19 protein-coding genes are annotated in these 19,676 nt (G+C 65.7%); 10 read left to right on the top strand and 9 right to left on the bottom strand.

The window, feature by feature from the left end:
- Positions 1-46: 46 nt before the first annotated feature.
- Positions 47-661, bottom strand: coding sequence for a rhomboid family intramembrane serine protease (locus LU699_RS16115; RefSeq protein WP_232135809.1), 615 nt, complete (start codon positions 659-661; stop codon positions 47-49).
- A gap of 15 nt (positions 662-676) precedes the next feature.
- Positions 677-2,296: a POT-type proton-dependent oligopeptide transporter gene (locus LU699_RS16110; RefSeq protein ID WP_232580282.1), complete on the bottom strand. Its 1,620-nt coding sequence runs from the start codon at positions 2,294-2,296 to the stop codon at positions 677-679.
- A 168-nt stretch (positions 2,297-2,464) separates the two neighbouring features.
- Here LU699_RS16110 and LU699_RS16105 point away from each other — a divergent pair, with 168 nt between their 5' ends.
- From LU699_RS16105 to LU699_RS16095, 3 genes are all read left to right on the top strand, one after another.
- Positions 2,465-4,255, top strand: coding sequence for a M14 family metallopeptidase (locus tag LU699_RS16105; RefSeq protein ID WP_232135811.1), 1,791 nt, complete (start codon positions 2,465-2,467; stop codon positions 4,253-4,255).
- Positions 4,252-5,076, top strand: a complete 825-nt coding sequence (locus LU699_RS16100) for an endonuclease/exonuclease/phosphatase family protein (RefSeq protein WP_232580281.1) — start codon at positions 4,252-4,254, stop codon at positions 5,074-5,076. Before LU699_RS16105 ends, LU699_RS16100 begins: the two co-directional genes overlap by 4 nt.
- A gap of 167 nt (positions 5,077-5,243) precedes the next feature.
- Positions 5,244-5,600: a YbaY family lipoprotein gene (locus LU699_RS16095; protein ID WP_232135815.1), complete on the top strand. Its 357-nt coding sequence runs from the start codon at positions 5,244-5,246 to the stop codon at positions 5,598-5,600.
- 9 nt (positions 5,601-5,609) lie between these two features.
- On the opposite strand, the gene alr is transcribed toward LU699_RS16095, so the two are convergent.
- The 6 genes from alr to LU699_RS16065 all read right to left on the bottom strand — a co-directional run bounded on the left by alr (position 5,610) and on the right by LU699_RS16065 (position 11,701).
- On the bottom strand, positions 5,610-6,698 hold the full coding sequence (alr, locus tag LU699_RS16090) for an alanine racemase (protein ID WP_232135817.1): 1,089 nt from the start codon (positions 6,696-6,698) through the stop codon (positions 5,610-5,612).
- Between the two features lie 79 nt (positions 6,699-6,777).
- Positions 6,778-8,199, bottom strand: a complete 1,422-nt coding sequence (locus tag LU699_RS16085) for a replicative DNA helicase (protein ID WP_232135819.1) — start codon at positions 8,197-8,199, stop codon at positions 6,778-6,780.
- A 555-nt stretch (positions 8,200-8,754) separates the two neighbouring features.
- Entirely contained in the window at positions 8,755-9,207 is a 453-nt protein-coding gene (gene rplI, locus LU699_RS16080) for a 50S ribosomal protein L9 (protein WP_232135820.1), read from the bottom strand.
- A gap of 86 nt (positions 9,208-9,293) precedes the next feature.
- Positions 9,294-9,524 (bottom strand): 30S ribosomal protein S18, encoded by a 231-nt coding sequence (gene rpsR, locus LU699_RS16075; RefSeq protein ID WP_232580280.1) that lies wholly within the window; start codon positions 9,522-9,524, stop codon positions 9,294-9,296.
- 11 nt (positions 9,525-9,535) lie between these two features.
- A complete protein-coding gene (gene rpsF, locus LU699_RS16070) occupies positions 9,536-9,973 on the bottom strand; it encodes a 30S ribosomal protein S6 (RefSeq protein ID WP_232135821.1) in 438 nt (145 codons plus the stop codon).
- Between the two features lie 408 nt (positions 9,974-10,381).
- The gene (locus LU699_RS16065) at positions 10,382-11,701 is read right to left on the bottom strand and encodes an MFS transporter (RefSeq protein ID WP_232135822.1); all 1,320 of its coding nucleotides are present in this window, start codon (positions 11,699-11,701) and stop codon (positions 10,382-10,384) included.
- Positions 11,702-11,880: 179 nt separating this feature from the next.
- Here LU699_RS16065 and cyoA point away from each other — a divergent pair, with 179 nt between their 5' ends.
- Genes cyoA through LU699_RS16040 form a run of 5 tightly spaced genes read left to right on the top strand, consistent with a single transcriptional unit; the run spans position 11,881 to position 16,940 of the window.
- Entirely contained in the window at positions 11,881-13,080 is a 1,200-nt protein-coding gene (cyoA, locus tag LU699_RS16060; protein ID WP_232135823.1) for a ubiquinol oxidase subunit II, read from the top strand.
- A gap of 45 nt (positions 13,081-13,125) precedes the next feature.
- Positions 13,126-15,138 carry a cytochrome o ubiquinol oxidase subunit I gene (gene cyoB / locus LU699_RS16055; RefSeq protein WP_232135824.1) on the top strand — a complete coding sequence of 671 codons (2,013 nt, stop codon included), beginning with the start codon at positions 13,126-13,128 and terminating at the stop codon, positions 15,136-15,138.
- Positions 15,139-15,140: 2 nt separating this feature from the next.
- Positions 15,141-15,794 carry a cytochrome o ubiquinol oxidase subunit III gene (gene cyoC, locus LU699_RS16050; RefSeq protein WP_268738787.1) on the top strand — a complete coding sequence of 218 codons (654 nt, stop codon included), beginning with the start codon at positions 15,141-15,143 and terminating at the stop codon, positions 15,792-15,794.
- The gene (gene cyoD, locus LU699_RS16045; protein WP_232135825.1) at positions 15,791-16,186 is read left to right on the top strand and encodes a cytochrome o ubiquinol oxidase subunit IV; all 396 of its coding nucleotides are present in this window, start codon (positions 15,791-15,793) and stop codon (positions 16,184-16,186) included. The genes cyoC and cyoD overlap by 4 nt, the downstream gene beginning before the upstream one ends.
- A gap of 13 nt (positions 16,187-16,199) precedes the next feature.
- Positions 16,200-16,940: an SURF1 family protein gene (locus LU699_RS16040; protein ID WP_232135826.1), complete on the top strand. Its 741-nt coding sequence runs from the start codon at positions 16,200-16,202 to the stop codon at positions 16,938-16,940.
- Positions 16,941-17,356: 416 nt separating this feature from the next.
- On the opposite strand, the gene LU699_RS16035 is transcribed toward LU699_RS16040, so the two are convergent.
- Entirely contained in the window at positions 17,357-17,692 is a 336-nt protein-coding gene (locus tag LU699_RS16035) for a HesB/IscA family protein (RefSeq protein WP_232135827.1), read from the bottom strand.
- 121 nt (positions 17,693-17,813) lie between these two features.
- Here LU699_RS16035 and asnS point away from each other — a divergent pair, with 121 nt between their 5' ends.
- A complete protein-coding gene (asnS, locus tag LU699_RS16030) occupies positions 17,814-19,211 on the top strand; it encodes an asparagine--tRNA ligase (protein ID WP_232135828.1) in 1,398 nt (465 codons plus the stop codon).
- Between the two features lie 151 nt (positions 19,212-19,362).
- Positions 19,363-19,665, top strand: a complete 303-nt coding sequence (locus tag LU699_RS16025) for a hypothetical protein (protein ID WP_232135829.1) — start codon at positions 19,363-19,365, stop codon at positions 19,663-19,665.
- The last annotated feature ends 11 nt before the right edge of the window (positions 19,666-19,676 follow it).

The following is a 19,676-nucleotide window of genomic DNA, read 5'->3' as shown; positions in this document are numbered from 1 at the left end:
ACGCGTTACATGCAGATGCGGTGAGCAGTCATCAAAGAAAGTGTTGTCAGAACGAAGGCGACATCAATCGATCGAGGAACACGCCGATGATCCGCGGCTCCATGATCACGGTGAACAACATGCCGTAACCCGCGCCCCACAGATGCGCGCTGTGATTGATGTTGTCGCCGCCGCGCTTGTCCATCCAGATGCTGTAGCCGATGTAACAGATGCCGAAAATGATCGCCGGCATCGGAATGAAGAGCACCAGCAGCAGTTGCCAGGGATTGATCAGGATCGACGCGAACAGCACAGCGGACACAGCGCCGGATGCGCCGAGACTGCGGTAGTTCGGATCGTGCCGGTGGCGCAGATACGTCGGCAGGATCGCGACCAGAATCGCCGACACATAGAACAGCAGGAATCCGACCGGACCGATGTACGGCGCGAACGCGCGCTCGATACCGGCGCCGAAGAAGAACAGCGTGATCATGTTGAAGATCAGGTGCTGCCAGTCGGCGTGGATGAAGCCGTGCCCGATCAGCCGGTCGTACTGCTTGTGGCGATCGATCGCCGGCGGCCACAGGATCAGGCGACCCAGGAGCTTCGGCTTCTCAAAGGCCTGCCACGAGACCAGCACGGTCACGGCGATCAGGAAGAGTGTGACGGGTCCAAAATTCATCGAAAGTCCTCCGCGTCAGGCGACGCGGTAGTTGTCCTGCATGGGATAGCGGCGCGCGTAGAGTCCGAACGCCAAGGCCGCGACGAATGCGAACGCGGCGAAGAAGAACATCAGAAAAGCGTTCTCGCTCATCCCGGTCGACGCGATGTACGCCGTCACCGCGTCGTTGCGCACACCTGCGTTGGTCAGCAGCACCCACAGGCTGCCGAAGGTGCTGGTGAGATACCAGAGCGCCATGATCACGCCCTTCATCGCCTGCGGCGCCTGGCTGTAGGCGAATTCCAGCGCGGTCGCCGACACCAGCACTTCGCCGAAGGTCAGCAGCAGATACGGCACCGACTGCCAGGCGAGCGACACTTCCTGGCCGCCGTCGAGCCACAGCTGCAGGCCACCGGCGACGATCCACGAGGTGCCGGAAATCGCGATGCCCCAGCCCATGCGACGCAGCGCGGTCGGCTCGAAGCCGAGCTTGCGCAGCGCGGGATACAGCACGAGGTTGTTGAACGGGATCAGCAGCATCACCAGCAGCGGATTGAGCGCCTGCATCTGCGCCGCGTCCTGGATCAGCCAGCTCGGCCACCATGCCGATGCGTGCGGGATCACCATCTCGCGGCCCTGGATGATCCAGGTCGACGCCTTCTGGTCGAACAGCGACCAGAACGGCGTGACCAGCGCGAACACGATCAGGATGCGCAGCACCGCGCGCACGCCGTCGACGGCCGCATCGGGATGCAGGCCGCGCGCGCGTTCGAGCTGCAGCGATGCGCCCCAGCCGCCCAGCGCGATGATCACGCCGAGCGCTAGACACGCAGTGATGACGAAACCGAAGTCGGTCGGCCACCACGACAGCGACACCGTCGCCGACAGCAGCCACAGCAGCAACATCACGACGGCCGACACCACGCCGACCATCGCCACCGCCAGACCCGGACGGCCTTCGCCTGCGAGACGCGCGCGCAGCGCGGTCTTGACCACTTCGAAGAACGCGTGCGGATCGCGGCGCGTCGGCGGCACGTTGACGTATTCCTTGCGGCCCAGCCAGAACACGAACGTCGCGATGAACATCAGGATGCCCGGGATGCCGAACGCGACGGCGGGCCCGTAGTGGCGCAGGAACAACGGCGCCAGCAGCGAAGCGAAGAACGAGCCGAAGTTGATGATCCAGTAGAAGGCGTCGAAGACGACTTTCGCCTTGCTCTTGTTGGTCTGGTCGAACTGGTCGCCGCAGAACGACACCACCAGCGGTTTGATGCCACCCGAGCCGAGCGCGATCAGGAACAGACCGGTGTAGAAACCGGTCGCATTGTTCTCGAATGCGGCTAGGCACGCATGACCGGCGCAGTAGATCAGCGAGAACCACAGGATCGTGTGGTACTTGCCGAAGAAGCGGTCGGCCAGCCAGCCGCCGAGCAGCGGGAAGAAGTACACGCCGATGACGAAGGTATGGAAGATGTCCTTCGCCGCCGCGTCCCGGTCCGCACCCTGCGGCAGATAGCCCAGCAGCACCGAACTGATCAGGAACGGCACCAGGATGTTGCGCATGCCGTAGAAGCTGAAGCGCTCGCAGGCTTCGTTGCCGATGATGTAGCCGATCTGGCGGGGCATCGGCCCACTGGTGGTCTGCGGTGTCGTCATCGGTGCGTCGCGGGTGTCTGGAAGCCGCACAGACTACCCGATCGAGACTCGCCGCCAGCCGCTTGCACGCACGTCCGGCACCGGCTAGTGCCGGGCGTCCGCACCCCACGCACTTGGGCCTGCGCGCGCCGGGCGGCATCATGGCGGATCGCCTGACCGGACTCCGCCATGCCGTCGCCCCGCCTGCCGCTCGCTCTCGCCCTGCTGCTGTCCGCCCTGCCCGCCGCGGCGGCCGACGATCCGCGCATCACCATCGCCGAGCGCAGCGGCTTCGTTGAAACCGGCCGCTACGACGAAGTAATCGCGCTCTGCGACACCTTCGCGCGGCTGCATCCCGATGCGGTGCGCTGCATCCGCTTCGGCACTTCGCCAGAAGGCCGGCCGATGCAGGCGCTGGTCGCCAGCCTCAGCGGCGCGCTGGATCCCGAAGCCGCGCACGCGGCCGGCGTGCCCGTCGTGCTGGTGCAGGGTGGTATCCACGCCGGCGAGATCGACGGCAAGGACGCGGGCTTTCTCGCACTGCGCGAGCTGCTCGACGGCAGCGCCGCGCCGGGCGCGCTCGACGATGCGGTGCTGGTGTTCGTGCCGGTGTTCAGCGTCGACGGCCACGAGCGTTTCGGCGCGTGGAACCGGCCCAACCAGCGCGGCCCGCGTGAAATGGGCTGGCGCACGACCGCGCAGAACCTCAACCTCAACCGCGATTACGCCAAGGCCGACGCGCCCGAAATGCAGGCGATGCTGGCGCTGGTCGAGGCCTGGGATCCGATCGCCTACGTCGATCTGCACGCCACCAACGGCGCGCAGTTCGAGCACGACATCTCGATCCAGGTCGAACCGGTGCACGCGGGCGATGCCGCGCTGCGCGAGGTCGGGCGCACGTTCCGCGATGCGGTGAGGGCCGATCTTGCCGAGCAGGGCTCGCTGCCGCTGCCCTACTACCCCTCGTTCGTCGAACACGACAATCCGGCATCGGGTTTCGAGGACGGCGTGTCGCCGCCGCGGTTCTCGACCGGCTATCTCCTGCTGCGCAACCGGATCGGCATGCTGGTCGAAACGCACTCGTGGAAAGAATATCCGGTGCGCGTGCGCATCACCCGCAACACCGTTGTCTCGGTGGTCGAGCAGGTCGCGCGCCACGGCCGTGACTGGATGCGTACCGCGCGCGAAGCCGATGCCCGCGCCGCCGCGCTCGGCGGCACGCGCGCGCCGCTGGCGTGGAAGGCCACCGACGCCAGCCACACCGTCGACTTCCGCGGCTACGCGTATACGCGCACGCCGTCCGAAGTCTCGGGCGCGCTGATGACCCGCTACGACGAGGCCACGCCGCAACTGTGGCGCGTGCCGATGCGCGACACGCTGCTGCCGTCGGTCGAGGTCGCGCTGCCGCGCGGGGGCTATCTGGTGCCGGCCGCGCATGCAGCCTGGGTCGGCGGGAAACTCCGCCAGCATGGCATCGCCTTCCACACGCTCGCCGCGGCGCAGCCCGCCGGCGCGGTCGAGGTGTTCCGCGCGACGACCGCATCGCCCGCGGCCGCATCGGTCGAAGGCCATCAGCGCCTCGATCTGCAGGGCACGTGGACGGTCGAGCAGCACGCCATCGGTGCCGGTGCGTTGTTCGTGCCGATCGCGCAGCCGAAAGCCCGTCTGGTCGCCGCGCTGCTGGAGCCGCAGGCGCCGGACTCGCTCGCGGCCTGGGGCCGGTTCAATACGCACTTCGAGCGCAAGGAATACATGGAGGATTACGTCGCCGAACAGGTGGCGCGCGAGATGCTGGCGCGCGATCCGGCGCTGCAGGCCGAGTTCGAGACGAAGCTTCGCGACGACGCCGCATTCGCGGCCAGCCCCGAGGCACGCCTCGACTTCTTCTATCGCCGCCACAGCGCCTGGGACGACCGCTACAACCTCTATCCCGTGCTGCGTACCGACACCGTGCCGGCCACCGGAAACACCACGCCATGAAACGCCTGCTCGCCGCCCTGCTCGTCCTCTCGCTGGCCGCCTGCGCGTCCACGTCGCCGCGCGCCACCGCCGCAGCGCCCGAGCTGCGGGTTGCCACCTTCAACATCTATCACGACAAGGCCGAGTGGCCGAAGCGCCTCCCGTTGATCGTCGACCAGCTGCGCGCGCTCGATGCCGACGTCATCGCGCTGCAGGAAGTGCTGCAGACCGCGGACCTGCCGAACCAGGCACAGACGCTGGGCGACGCGCTGGGCTACTCGGTGCAGTTCGTCTCGACCGATCCCGAAGGACAGCCACATCGCTACGGCAACGCGCTGCTCACGCGGTTGCCAGTGCAGTCGCGCGACTGGACGGCGCTGGAGCCCCGCGCGGACTCGCGCACGATGGGGCATGCGCGGCTGCAGTTCGCCGGCCGTCCGATCGATGTCTATTTCACCCACCTGCATCACACGCCCGAGGGCGAGGCACTCCGCCGACGCCAGCTTCAGGACGGTCGCACGTTCATGGGCCGTCACGACGACGGCGCGCCCGCGCTGGTGCTGGGTGATTTCAACGCGGCCGCCAGTGCGCCGGAACTCGATGCGCTGGACGGCTTCGTCGACGTCTACGGCGCGCTGCACCCCGACGCCGATGCATGCGGCGTGACCACGCTCAACCCGCACTTCTTCGACGAACGCCGCCGCATCGATCACGTGTTCGCCGAGGCCGGCAGATTCGAACTCGTCGAGGCCCGCGTCGCGCTCGACACGCCCGGCGCGGACGGCACCTGGCCGTCGGATCACTTCGGCACCTTCGTCGTGCTGCGCCCGACCGGGCGTTGACCCGGCGTTCCACCGCGCCGGCGCATGCTCTTCCGCGACGCCCACCTCCAGAAAGCCAGACCATGTCCCGTGCCCTGCTCCGCCTTGCCGCGCTGCCGCTGTGCGCCTCTGCATTGCTCGCTGCCTGCCAGACCGCGCCGCCCCCGACCGCTTCCGGAACCGCACCGATGACCGAATCCACCGAGAGCGTGCGCATCCAGGGCGAGGCGATGTATTTCGAGAAGATCCTGCTGCCCGAAGGCGCGCGACTGCGCGTGCAGGTACTCGACAACCAGCTCGCCGACACGCAGCAGGCAGTGCTCGCCGAACAGGTGACGACGGTCGGCCCCGGCCCTTACGAATTCGCGATCGACGTGCCGCGCGCCAAATTGCGCGCCAACGGCCAGTACGGTCTGCACGCATCGGTGTCAATGCCGGACGGCAGCCTGCGCTTCGTCACCGACACGCGCGTGCCGGTGACCATCGCCGCCGATACGGTCGATGTGCATGTCGGGCGTATTCGCCTGACACACGTACAGCCGTAAAGCGAAACGTCAGTCGTTGACGAAGCGCACGCGGCGGGTGATGCCGCAGGTCAGCGCGTAGGAGATCGTGCCCGCGGCTTCGGCCACGGTCTCGACCGGCAGGGCATCGCCCCACAGCACGACCGGATCGCCGGCGCGTGCCTCGGGCTGTCCACGCAGATCGATGGTCATCAGATCCATCGACACGCGGCCAACCACACGGGCCATGCGGCCGTTGACCAGCACCGGCGTGCCGGCAGGCGCGAGCCGCGGATAGCCATCGCCGTAACCGACTGCCGCAATGCCGACCGGCATGTCCTCCGGGGCTTCCCAGGTGGCGGAATAGCCGATGCGCTCGCCCTTGGCCACGCGATTGACCGCGAGCAGACGCGTCTCGAACGTCATCGCCGGCCGCAGGCCGAACGAGGCGCCGCTGCGGCCGGCGACGACCGACATGCCATAGAGCGCGCCGCCCGGACGGATCCAGTCGCCATAGGCATCTGGCCAGCCGAGCACGGCAGCGGAATTGGCCAGCGAGCGCGGGCCATCGAGGCCTTCGGTCGCCGCGACGAATGCGCGCATCTGCGCCGGCGTCTGCAGCCCGTTCGGTGCGTGCGCGTCGAATTCGTCGGAGCTGGCGAAGTGCGTCATCAGCACGATGTCGCCGGCGACGCCGCGCGCGGCGCGCAGTCGCGCATGCGCCTCGCGCACCTGATCGGGTGCGAAGCCGAGCCGGTGCATGCCGGTGTCGACCTTGAGCCAGACGCGGATCGGCGCGCCGTCGGTGCGTTCGAGCAGATCGAGCTGCGCCGCGTGATGCACGATCGCTTCGGCGCCCAAAGCGCGCAGCTGGTCGAGATCGTCGGGATTGTCGAAACCCGACAGCACCAGGATCGGCTGTTCGAGCCCAGCGGCGCGGATGCGCGCGGCATCCTCGATCGCGGCGACGCCGAACGCGTCGGCCTCGCGCAGCGCAAGCGCCGCGGTTTCCAGCCCGTGTCCGTAGCCATCGGCCTTGACCATCGCCATCAGCCGCCGTCCCTGCGCCCGCGCGCGCATCGCGCCCAGGTTGTGGCGCAATGCGTCGGTATGGATGGTGGCGGTGATCGGGCGGGCCATGCGAAGCGCAGCGAATGTGAGGCCGTCTATTGTGCCCTCGCCGCGGCGCGTCCGCTGGACGCGCAGGTGAACCGCGGCGTTACTCGAAGCTGCCGATCGAATCGTGCGAGAGGTTGTCGAAACGCGTGTATTCGCCGAAGAACTTGAGCTTCACCGAACCGGTCGGGCCGCTACGCTGCTTGCCGATGATGATTTCGGCCAAGCCCTTGTCCGGCGAGGTTTCCTTGTTGTAGTAGTCGTCGCGGTAGATGAAGATGATGATGTCGGCGTCCTGCTCGATGGCGCCCGACTCGCGCAGATCGGCCATCACCGGACGCTTGTCCGCGCGGGTTTCCAGCGAGCGGTTGAGCTGCGACAACGCCATCACCGGCACGTTGAGTTCCTTGGCCAGACCCTTGAGCGAACGCGAGATCTCCGAGATCTCGGTCGCGCGGTTCTCGCTGTTGCCCGGCACCGACATCAGCTGCAGGTAGTCGATGACGATCAGGCCCAGATCGTGTTCGCGCTTGAGGCGGCGGCACTTCGCGCGCAACACGTCGGGGCCGAGGCCGGGCGTGTCGTCGATGAAGATCTTGGTTTCCTTGAGCATGCGGATCGCGCTGCTGACGCGGCTCCAGTCCTCGTCCTCGAGCTGACCGGTGCGCAGACGCGTGGCGTTGATGCGTCCGTTGGAGGAAATCAGGCGCAGCGCGAGCTGGCTGGCCGACATTTCCATCGAGAACACGCCGACCGCCTTCTTGGTCTTGATCGCGGCGTACTCGGCAATGTTCAGCGCGAACGTCGTCTTGCCCATCGCCGGACGCGCCGCGAGGATGATCAGATCGGTCGGCTGCAGGCCGGCGGTCATCTCGTCGAATTCGGTGTAGCCGGTCGGCAGGCCGGTGACGCCGCCACCATTGGCGTAACGGGTCTGCAGCACGTCGAAGGCGTCGGCCATCGCCTTGTTGATCGCGGTGAAGTCGGTGCGCCCCTGCGCGCCGGCCTCGGCGATCTTGAACACCTGCTGCTCGGCCTTGGCGAGGATCTCGCTGCTGTCGCGGCCTTCGGGCTGGAAACCGTCGTTGACGATCTCGGTGCCCACTTCGATCAGCTGTCGCAGGATCGCCTTGTCGCGGACGATCTCGGCGTACGCGCGGATATTGGCCGCCGACGGCGTCGTGCTGGCGAGCTCGCCGAGATACGCGCCGCCGGCGACGAGTTCCGACAGGCCGTTGGACTCGAACCATTCGCCGAGCGTGACCGCATCGTAGGGCTTGCTCTTCTCTGCCAGCTCCTGGATCGCGGCGTAGATCTTCTGATGGTCGCGGCGATAGAAGTCGTCCGGCACCAGCAGATCGGCGATGCGATCGAACGCATCGGGCACCAGCATCAAGCCACCGAGGACCGCCTGCTCGGCCTCGATCGACTGCGGCGGCACGCGCAGCTGTTCGACGCGCGGGTCGCTGCGCTCGTGGCGGTCGCGATCGCGATCGTTGTTGCGGAAGTCGTTGCGTGCGGCCATGGGTACCGGTTTCGGAAGAACGGAATGCTGCAACTGGATGCTAGGCCGTGCGCCTGTGGACACGCGACCCCACAACCTGTGGATAAGATTTCTGCAGGTGCCAAGGGACACCTTCATTCAGAATGATCTCGCCAACTGCGAATCGTGCGACGCAGCACTTCGGAGACAGCGCGCTCCCTGCCAGGGATTGCTCCTCGGCTCGGTCATCCATCCCTGGATGACTCGCCGCCGCGGGCCATCCGTGGCCCGCTCTACGCAATCCCCGGCAGGAAGCGCGCCTCGGTGCGGCTAGACCCGCACTTCGTTGCGCATACACCTCTGGCTCCGGGCCGAATTTCCGATCGCGACGTTCGCAAGCAGCGGACTGCAGGGCGGTCCCCTCGCCAAGCGCGCCAGGGATGGCGCGCGCCCGAGTCAGGGCAGGCGCCCTACCGAGGGAGACGCGAATGCAGCGCGGCAGGCCGCTGCACGTTTCCGGACTCAGCAGAAGCTCTGAAGCCCAAACGAAAACGGGCGCCTCACGGCGCCCGTTTCAGGTCAACCCGATCCGATGGATCAGGCGACCTCACCTTCGATGACGACCTTGACGGTGGTCTCGGCGTCGGCGTGCAGATGCACCACGACGTCGAACTCGCCGGTGTTGCGGAACGCGCCTTCACCCAGCACGACTTCCGACTTGTTGACCGGCGTGACCGCCTTGGTCAGCGCGTCGGCGATTTCGCGCGGGCCGACCGAGCCGTACAGCTTGCCTTCGGTCGAAGCGTTGGCGTAGATCGTGACGCTGGCGCCTTCGAGCTTGGCCAGACGCTGCTGCGCCTCGTCGAGCTGCGACTGGGCCTTGGCCTCGTACTCGGCGCGACGCGCTTCGAACTCGGCGATGCTCTTCGTGGTGGCCGGCACGGCCTTGCCCTGCGGCACCAGGAAGTTGCGGCCGTAGCCCGGCTTCACGTTGACCTTGTCGCCAAGGTTGCCGAGGTTGGTGACCTTCTGCAGAAGAATCAGTTGCATGGTGTTGCTCCGTATTCGTTAGCGGCGCCGGAGCGCCGCAACGGTTGCTGTCCGAATCGGACGAAAACGCGTGAACCCGGACGGGATCAGACGTTGTGGTTGTCGGTGTACGGGATCAGCGCGAGGAAACGTGCGCGCTTGACGGCCGTGGCCAGCTGGCGCTGGTAGCGCGACTTCGTACCGGTGATGCGGCTCGGGACGATCTTGCCGTTCTCGGTGAGGTTCTGGCGCAGGGCGTTGAGATCCTTGTAATCGATCTCCTTGACACCTTCAGCGGTGAACTTGCAGAACTTGCGGCGGCGGAAGAACTTGGACATGTGCGTGATCCTCAGGCGGCTTCGGCGGAGTTGTCGGACTTGTCGGCGTCGGCATCGTTGCCGCCCACCGAGTCACCGTCGTCGTCACGGCGACGACGCTCGCCACGCTCGGGCTTGTCGCCCTTCTCGTCCTTGTTCTTCATGATCAGGGACTGCTCGGTGTCCGCCTCGTCGCGGCGCACCACCAGGTGACGCAGCACGGCGTCGTTGAAGCGGAACGCTTCGACGAGCTCATCGAGACCGGCCTGGCCGACTTCGATGTTGAACATCACGTAGTGGGCCTTGACCAGGTTGTTGATCGGGTAGGCCAGCTGGCGGCGGCCCCAATCTTCAAGGCGGTGGATCTTGCCTTCGGCACCTTCGATCAGCGACTTGTAGCGCTCGATCATCGCGGGCACCTGCTCGCTCTGGTCCGGATGGACCAGGAACACGACTTCATAATGACGCATGTGGGTTTCCTTTCGGATATCGACCGCGCGTTCGCAGCGGCCTGGATAGCCCCCCGGCGCGGCGACGCCGCATGGTGGGGCAAGGGTCTCCCGACGACGGAGGCCGCAGGGAGCCGGGCATTCTCACAGAAGCGGCCCGTCCGGGCAAGCAGACCCATTTCGTAGCGCAAAAAAAAGGGGTGCGTAGGCGCTGCGACATTCGGTCGCAGTCTCACGGACCCACGCGACGTGGTGAAATGCACGTGCCGGGGCGCGGACCTTTGATCGCGTCAACCGGCCGGATCCACACCTTGATCAAGACGCGCGCCGCCGATGCGGCGCCGAGGACCGTTCCCAGTGCAAGTGTCCCGCCTTCGCATCACGCACGCCCCCCGTGGGGCGACGTGCGTGTGCGCGACGCGGCGGCGGTCAGCGCACCGTTTCGAGCGTGCGGCTGAAGGCCAGCGCGGCCAGCGTTACCACCGCGCCCGACAGCAGGTAGTAGCCCACGTACTCGAGACCGAACTTGCTGCACAGGCCCAGGGCCACCAGCGGCGCGAAGCCGGCGCCGACCAGCCACGCGATATCGGACGTCACCGCGGCGCCGGTGTAGCGGTAGATGCTTTCGAAGCGCGAGGCGATGGCGTTGCTCGCCTGACCCAGCGACAGACCCAGCAGCGCGAAGCCGACGATCACGTAGGTGGTACGGCCGCCGGTGGTGTCGCTGCCCAGCAGCGGCGCGGCGAAGAAGCTGAAGATCGCGATCAGTACGGCGGCGATCGCCAGCTGTCCGCGACGGCCCACGCGGTCGGCGAGGATGCCCGACAGCATGATGCCCAGCCCGCCGACCACCGAACCCAGGAACAGGCTGCCGAGGAAATCGGCCGCGTTGTGATCGGTGTAGAGCGTGGTCCAGCTCAGCGGGAAGATCGTCACCAGGTGGAACATCGCGTAGGTGGCCAGCGGAATCAGCGCACCGACGAACACCTGACGGGGATGCGTGCGGATGGTTTCGATCACGCGCCGCGGCTGCAGCTCCTTCTCGTCGAACAGACGCTTGAACTCCGGCGTGACCACCAGACGCAGACGCGCGAACAGCGCGACCACGTTGAGCGCCAGCGCGACGAAGAACGGGAAGCGCCAGCCCCAGGACATGAAGTCTTCCTGGCTCAGCACGCGCGTGAACACATAGAACATGCCGCAGGCGAGCATGAAACCGAGCGCGGCGCCGAGCTGCGGCACCATCGCGTACCAGCCGCGACGGTTGGCCGGGGCGCTCAGCGACAGCAGCGACGGCAGGCCGTCCCAGGCGCCGCCCCAGCCCAGGCCCTGACCGAAGCGGAACACTGCCAGCAGGATCGGCGCGAGCATGCCGGCCTGCGCGTAGCTGGGCAGAAAAGCAATCGCCATCGTGGAACCGCACAACAGGAACAGTGCGCCGATCAGCTTGGCTGCGCGGCTGAAATTTCGGTCGATGGCCATGAAGATGATCGAGCCGATCGGCCGTGCGATGAACGCCAGCGAGAACACAGCGAACGATTTGAGCGTCGCCTGCACCGGATCACTGTCGGGAAAAAAGAGATACGGAAACACCAGCACCGCGGCGATGCCGTAGACGAAGAAGTCGAAGAACTCCGACGTCCGCCCCATGACGACGGGAAACGCGATCTTGCCTGGCGAGATGTCCAGGTCGTCGGATTCCGGAGCGTCGTCGAGGCCGGTGGTGGCTTGCTGTGCGTGTTCGCTCATATGCGCGCTCTCTCCGGTCGTTATGGGGGATAATGCACCGCATTGTGAACCCGAAACGGGCCCGCCAGGCAAGGTGCGCAGCAGCAAGGTCCGGTGCCCCGCTACACCCCCACGCTAACGGCCGCGCCGTAGCGTCTCCGTCAAGTCGTTTTCCTCTCCCGTTGTCGTCGATCCCCCCAATGAAATCCATTCTTCGAGTCTCCGCGCTGCTCCTGGCAGCCATGCTGCTGTCGAGTTGCGACTGGGTCGTGATGTCGCCGGCCGGCGATATCGCCGTCCAGCAGCGCGATCTGATCGTGCTGTCCACGATCCTGATGCTGCTGATCATCGTGCCGGTGATCTTCCTGACGTTCTTCTTCGCCTGGAAATACCGGGAGTCGAACAAGGACGCGGAGTACGCGCCCGAGTGGCACCACTCCACCCGTCTGGAACTGGTGATCTGGTCGGCGCCGCTGGCGATCATCCTCGTGCTCGGCACGGTGACCTGGATCGCGACGCACAAGCTCGATCCGTATCGCCCGCTCGACCGCATCGATGCGAACACGCCGATGCCCGAAGGCGTCGAGCCACTGGTCGTGGAAGTGGTCGCAATCGACTGGAAGTGGCTGTTCTTCTATCCCGAACAGGGCATCGCCACGATCAATGAACTGGCTGCGCCGGTGAACACGCCGATCCAGTTCAAGCTCACGTCGTCGTCGATCATGAACTCGTTCTTCGTGCCGGCGCTCGCGGGCCAGATCTACGCGATGCCGGGCATGCAGACCAACCTCAACGCCGTCATCAACAAGGAAGGCGTCTACAAGGGCTTCTCCGGCAACTTCAGCGGCGACGGCTTCTCGCACATGCACTTCAACTTCCATGGCCTGAGCCAGGACGGCTTCGATGCTTGGGTGGAGAAGGCGCGCGCCGAAGGCGTGGCCCTGGGCCGCGAGGAATACCTGGTGCTCGAGCGTCCGTCCGAGCGCGAGCCGGTGCGCTACTTCAACGATGTCGATCCGGCGCTGTACGAGGCGATCCTCAACATGTGCGTCGCGCCGGGTTCGATGTGCGTGCACGAGATGGCGCACATCGACCGCAGCGGCGGCGGTGGCGTCGACAGCCAGGCCAACTACGATCGCCTGCGCTACGACAACCGCCATGCCGACGAACCGTCCGCAGCGCCTGCAGCGACGTTCCCGGAAGCGGGCCGCGAGGCCCGTGGCGACGAGCCGCAGGGCCACCAGCCGCGCGCCGTGTCGCCGGAAGAAGAGACGCCGGTCCCGACGCCGACCAACGAGGACGACGACGAAGGCGTGAAGCCGATCCCGCCGGGCCAGGCGCCGCAGCAGGAAGGCGCGCCCGGCAAGCCGGACAACGACGGCGGCCAGACCGGCCGCTGATCGTCCGCACCGCACAAACGTAATCAAGTACCAGGCAGGAACCCCATGTCCGCACCCCAGGACCAGATCAACTCACCGTGGATCGGGCGACTCTCGCTCGATGCACTGCCGTTTCTCCATGACCCCGTCGTGGGCGTCACCTTCGTCGGCGTCGTGCTGGGCGGTATCGCCCTGCTCTTCCTGCTGACCAAGTACCGCCTGTGGGGGTACCTGTGGAAGGAATGGTTCACCAGCATCGACCACAAGAAGATCGGCATCATGTATTGCATCCTCGCAATCGTGATGCTGCTGCGCGGCTTCTCCGATGCGGTGCTGATGCGCGCGCACCAGGCGATGGCGGCGAGCGGCAGCGAGGGCTTCCTGCCCCCGCACCACTACGATCAGATCTTCACCGCGCACGGCGTGATCATGATCTTCTTCGTGGCCATGCCGCTGGTGACGGGCCTGATGAACTACGTGGTGCCGCTGCAGATCGGCGCGCGTGACGTCTCGTTCCCGTTCCTCAACAACTTCAGCTTCTGGATGACCACTGCGGGCGCGGTGCTGATCATGATCTCGCTGTTCGTCGGCGAGTTCGCGCGCACCGGCTGGCTGGCGTATCCGCCGCTGTCGGGCGCCGATTACAGTCCGGGCACGGGCATGGACTACTACCTGTGGGGTCTACAGGTCGCGGGTGTCGGTACCACGCTGTCGGGCATCAACCTGATCGTGACCATCGTCAAGATGCGTGCGCCGGGCATGAAGCTCATGCGCATGCCGATCTTCACCTGGACCTCGCTCTGCACCAACATCCTGATCGTCGCCTCGTTCCCGATCCTGACGGCGACGCTCGCGCTGCTGACGATGGACCGGTACGTGGGCACGAACTTCTTCACGAACGATCTCGGCGGCAATCCGATGATGTACGTGAATCTGATCTGGATCTGGGGTCACCCGGAAGTCTATATCCTGATCCTGCCGGCTTTCGGCATCTTCTCCGAGGTCGTCGCGACGTACTGCGGCAAGCGTCTGTTCGGCTACACGTCGATGGTCTACGCGACCGCGGTGATCACGATCCTGTCGTACCTGGTGTGGCTGCACCACTTCTTCACCATGGGCTCGGGCGCGAGCGTCAACGCGTTCTTCGGCATCACGACGATGATCATCTCGATCCCGACGGGCGCGAAGATCTTCAATTGGCTCTTCACGATGTACAAGGGCCGCATCCGCTTCGACGTGCCGATGCTGTGGACGGTCGGTTTCATGTTCACCTTCGTCATTGGTGGCATGACCGGCGTGCTGCTGGCGGTGCCGCCGGCGGACTTCGTGCTGCACAACAGCCTGTTCCTGGTCGCGCACTTCCATAACGTCATCATCGGCGGCGTGGTCTTCGGCCTGTTCGCCGGCATGGTGTACTGGTTCCCGAAGGCCTTCGGTTTCAAGCTCGACGAGTTCTGGGGCAAGGTCTCGTTCTGGTGCTGGCTGGTCGGTTTCTGGCTCGCGTTCACTCCGCTGTACATCATGGGTCTGATGGGCATCACCCGCCGTCTGAGCCAGTTCGAGGACACCTCGCTGTCGCTGTTCTTCATCATCGCGGCGGTCGGCGCGGCGCTGGTGGGCATCGGCATCCTGGCCTTCCTGATGTCGATCGCGGTCGCGGTGAAGAACCGCAAGAAGCTGGTCGACACCACGGGCGATCCGTGGAACGGCCGCACCTTGGAATGGGCGACATCTTCGCCGCCGCCGAGCTACAACTTCGCGTTCACGCCGGTCATCCACGAGATCGATGCGTGGCATGACATGAAGAAGCACGGCTACCAGCGTCCGACGACCGGCTTCGTGCCGATCCACATGCCCAAGAACACGGGCGCGGGCGTGGTGCTGTCGGCGATCAGTGTGGTCCTGGCCTTCGGCCTGGTGTGGCACATCTGGTGGCTGGCCGGCGTGTCGTTCGTGGGTCTGATCGTCGCGGCGATCTGGCACACCTTCAACTACGACCGCGAGTTCTACATCCCGGCCCAGGAAGTGACGGACACCGAGGACCAACGGACGCGCGAACTCGCGCAGCAGGCGCTCTGAACATGGCACACACGATTCAAACCGAGAGCGGGACCACCGAACGCGTCTATCACGTGATCGAGGATCCGCACGCCCACGACGACGGGCACGAGCACCATCCGGAAACCGGCACCAACCTCGGTTTCTGGATGTACCTGATGAGCGACTGCCTCATCTTCGCGATCCTGTTCGCCGTCCACGCCGTGCTCGGCCGCAACTACGCGGCCGGCCCGTCGCCGGCCGACCTGTTCGACCTGAAGCTGATCCTGGTCGCGACATTCATGCTGCTGTTCTCGTCGATCACCTACGGGTTCGCGATGCTGAACTCGTACAAGCAGAACGTGCGCGGAACGATCATGTGGCTGCTGGTCACGGGCCTGTTCGGCCTGGCGTTCCTGTGCATCGAACTCTACGAGTTCCATCACCTGGCGCACCTGGGCGCGACCCCGCAGCGCAGCGCGTTCCTGTCGTCGTTCTTCACCCTGGTCGGCACGCACGGCCTGCACGTGACGTTCGGCCTGATCTGGCTGGTGACGCTGGTGTTCCAGCTGAAGAAGCACGGCCTCAATGCCGCCAACAACCGCCGTCTGATGTGCCTGTCGATGTTCTGGCACTTCCTCGACGTGATCTGGATCGGCGTGTTCTCGTATGTGTACCTGATGGGAGTCGTGGGATGAGCACCGAGACCAATACCCCGGCGCAGCACCACGCGGCCCACGAGTCGGCGCACGACGCGCACGGCCACGGCAGCATGCGCGACTACGTGATCGGCTTCGTGCTGTCGGTCATCCTCACCGTGATCCCGTTCTGGCTGGTCATGGGCGACGTGCTGGAAAGCCGCATCTGGACGGTCGCGCTGATCATGTTCTTCGGCGCCATCCAGATCGTCGTGCACATGGTCTACTTCCTGCACATGAACCGGAAATCGGAAGGCGGCTGGATCCTGATGTCGCTGCTGTTCACCGGCATCATCATCGTCATCGCGCTGGTGGGTTCGCTGTGGGTCATGCACCACCTCGACGCCAACATGATGCCGATGTCGCCCGAGCAGATGCGCGTCGCGCCCTGACACGCATCCTGTCGTGAGCGAGTCACCCCGCGCCACCGCACGCCCGGTCATCCGCTGGGCGCTGCTGGTCTTCCTGATCGCCGCCACCGTGGGCTTCATCGCCCTCGGTGTGTGGCAGGTGGAACGCCTGCAATGGAAGCGCGATCTGATCGCACGGGTCGATGCACGCGTGCACGCGACGCCGGCGCAATTGCCGGCGTCGTCGTTCCGGTCGGCACTCGATCCTGCCGAAGACGAATACCGCCGCGTCGCAGCCACCGGTCGCCTGCTGCACACGCAGGAAGTCGCGGTGTACGCGACGACCGAACGCGGCCCCGGCTACTGGATCATGACCCCGCTGGTGACCGCTGACGGCACCGTCTGGATCAATCGCGGCTACGTCGACAACGCGCATCGCGCCCGCGAAACACGCGCAAGGCATGACGAATCGGAGACGGTCAGCGTCATCGGTCTGCTGCGTGTGCCCGAGCAGCACGGTGTGTTCCTGCGCGCGAATGTGCCGGACGAAGACCGCTGGTACACCCGCGCGCCGGCGGAGTTCTCATCCGCGCGCAATGTCGATGGTACGACCGCGGCATTTTTCATCGACGCACAGGACCGTATCGACACCGGCAACTGGCCGGTGCCGGGTCTGACGATGGTGCAGTTCCGCAACAACCACCTCAGCTATGCGCTGACCTGGTTTGGCATGGCGTTGCTGGGACTGCTGGCGACGGAGTTCGTGTTGCGGAGCGAGTTCCGGCGAAAGCGGTAGATCTTCGGTTTTTCCGAAGATGCGCGTCGCGTGATTCTGTATCGGTGCGATCGTCGGCCCTCACCCCAACCCCTCTCCCGGAGGGAGAGGGGTTCGAGACGGTTCGCCTGCTGGATGCACCTGCGCAAGTTTCTCGCCACTCGTAGGAGTGCGCATACAGATGCCGTACTTCGCGTCCGCACGCCCAGAACTCGTCGCGTCCGAAACACCGCAGAGATCCGAGCCCCTCTCCCCCCGGGAGAGGGGTTGGGGTGAGGGCAACAGGTAGACGCGGACCCTCCGCCCACACTTTCAAACCAATACGTGAACGCACGCGCGAGACGCAAGCACCGCCCTACCCCGCCCCAAATTTCCCGGGCAGCCGGTTTCGCTTTCAAAGAAAAATGCGGCCGCGCGCCCGCCTCAACAGCAGCCGATTATTTCGTCGGATCCGTCGTGAAACTCTCGCCACACCCACACGCCGCAGCGGCATTCGGATTGCGGAACACGAATTCCTGGTTCAACCCCTTCTGCGCGAAGTCGATCTCGGTGCCGTCGACGATCGGCTGGCTCTGTGCGTCGACATAGATGCGCACGCCGTCGTGCTCGCTGATCGCATCGCCCGGCTGTTCCTCACGGGCGATGTCGACGACGTAACCCCAGCCGGAGCAGCCGGTCTTGGTGACGCCGAAGCGCAGACCAAGTGCGTCGGGGCTGGCCGCCAGGAAGCGGCGGGCGCGTTCGAGCGCGGCGGGGGCGAGTGCGATAGCCATGACGTGATTGTACTCCCGTGGACCCGAACGCCCGCTGGCGCCCGGAGGCGCCGGCGCGCAGGCCGGCTCCGGTAGACTGTGCTGCCGCGTGTTATCGGACCGGATTACCAGGATTCAAGGCATGACCACGATCAGCGTCCAACAGGCCCTTGCCGGGCACATTCCAGAAGGCGGCGAAGTCACCGTCCGTGGCTGGGTCCGTACCCGCCGTGATTCGAAGGCGGGGCTGAGCTTCGTCAACGTCAGCGACGGTTCGTGCTTCGCGCCGATCCAGGTCGTCGCGCCGGACGCGCTGGGCAATTACGAATCCGAGATCAAGCGCCTGACCGCCGGTTGTTCGGTCATCGCCACCGGCACGCTGGTGAAGTCGCAGGGCCAGGGCCAGAGCTTCGAGATCCAGGCGGAATCGCTGGAAATCGTCGGCTGGGTCGAGGATCCGGAAACCTATCCGATCCAGCCCAAGGCGCACTCGCTGGAATTCCTGCGCGAGGTCGCGCATCTGCGCCCGCGCACCAACCTGTTCGGCGCGGTCACGCGCATCCGCCATTGCCTGGCGCAGGCAGCGCACCGGTATTTCCACGAGAACGGCTACTACTGGATCAACACGCCGATCGTGACCACGTCCGACGCCGAAGGCGCGGGCCAGATGTTCCGCATCTCGACGCTGGATCTGGCGAATCTGCCGATGCGCGAGGGCAAGGTCGACTTCAGCCGCGACTTCTTCGGCAAGGAAGCGTTCCTCACCGTGTCCGGCCAGCTCAACGTCGAGGCCTACTGCCTGGCGATGAGCAAGGTCTACACCTTCGGCCCGACCTTCCGCGCCGAGAACAGCCACACCACGCGTCATCTGGCCGAGTTCTGGATGATCGAGCCGGAGATCGCGTTCGCCGATCTCGCCGAGAACGCGCGCATTTCCGAAGAGTTCCTCAAGTATCTGTTCCGCGCAGTGCTCGACGAGCGCGCCGACGACATGGCCTTCATTGCCGAGCGCGTGCAGAAGGACGCGATTACGCGCCTGGAAGCCTTCGTCAATGCGCCGTTCGAGCGCATCGAATACACCGACGCGGTCGAACTGCTGCGCAAGTCTGGGCACAAGTTCGAGTTCCCGGTCGAATGGGGCCTGGACCTGCAGACCGAGCACGAGCGCTGGCTGACCGAGCAGCACGTCGGTCGCCCGGTCGTGGTGACCAACTATCCCGAGCATATCAAGGCGTTCTACATGCGCCTCAACGACGACGGCAAGACCGTCGCGGCGATGGACGTGCTGGCGCCGGGCATCGGCGAGATCATCGGCGGCGCACAGCGCGAGGAACGTCTCGACGTGCTCGATGCGCGCATGGACCAGTTCGGTCTCGATCGCGAGCACTACAGCTGGTACCGCGATTTCCGTCGCTACGGCACCGTGCCGCACGCCGGCTTCGGCCTCGGCTTCGAACGCCTGATCGTCTACATCTGCGGCCTGTCGAACATCCGCGACGCGATTCCGTATCCGCGTGCGCCGGGGCAGGCGGAGTACTGAGGATTCAGGAGACGGGAATGGCGATTCTTAGAAGCAGTTCGTTGCACGGCCCGCGCACGTGCCGCGTACGCGGTCGACGCGCGTGCTCGCGAATCGCGAACTCCGCTGCTCAACGGACGCATGTCCGGTCCCATCGAATCCCGTTGTTCGAATGACCCTCTTCCTCGCCCTGTGTTTCTTCGGCGTCGCGATCGGCGGATTCACCGCCTTCGTGATTTTCTGGCCGCTGTCGCTGGTGCATCTGCGCGACCGCCACCCGCAGGTGCGCGGTCGCTTCGGCGAGAACGCGTTCGCGCAGCCGGCCGCGTTGCGCTGGTTGCTCGGCGGCGGTTACTACGAAGTGCACGACCGGCAGTTCACCGGCCTGGCGACGCCGGCCCGCATTTCCCTGATGGTGATCCTCGGCGCGCTGGCCGCTTCGGCTGTGCTGTGGCTGTGGTCGATCGCCCCCTGACCCGGAGTTCC

It is taken from the genome of Luteimonas fraxinea, assembly GCF_021233355.1.
Taxonomy (GTDB): domain Bacteria; phylum Pseudomonadota; class Gammaproteobacteria; order Xanthomonadales; family Xanthomonadaceae; genus Luteimonas; species Luteimonas fraxinea.
The sequence above is the reverse complement of the archived record's forward strand: the minus strand, read 5'-3'. Positions and strand labels throughout refer to the sequence as shown.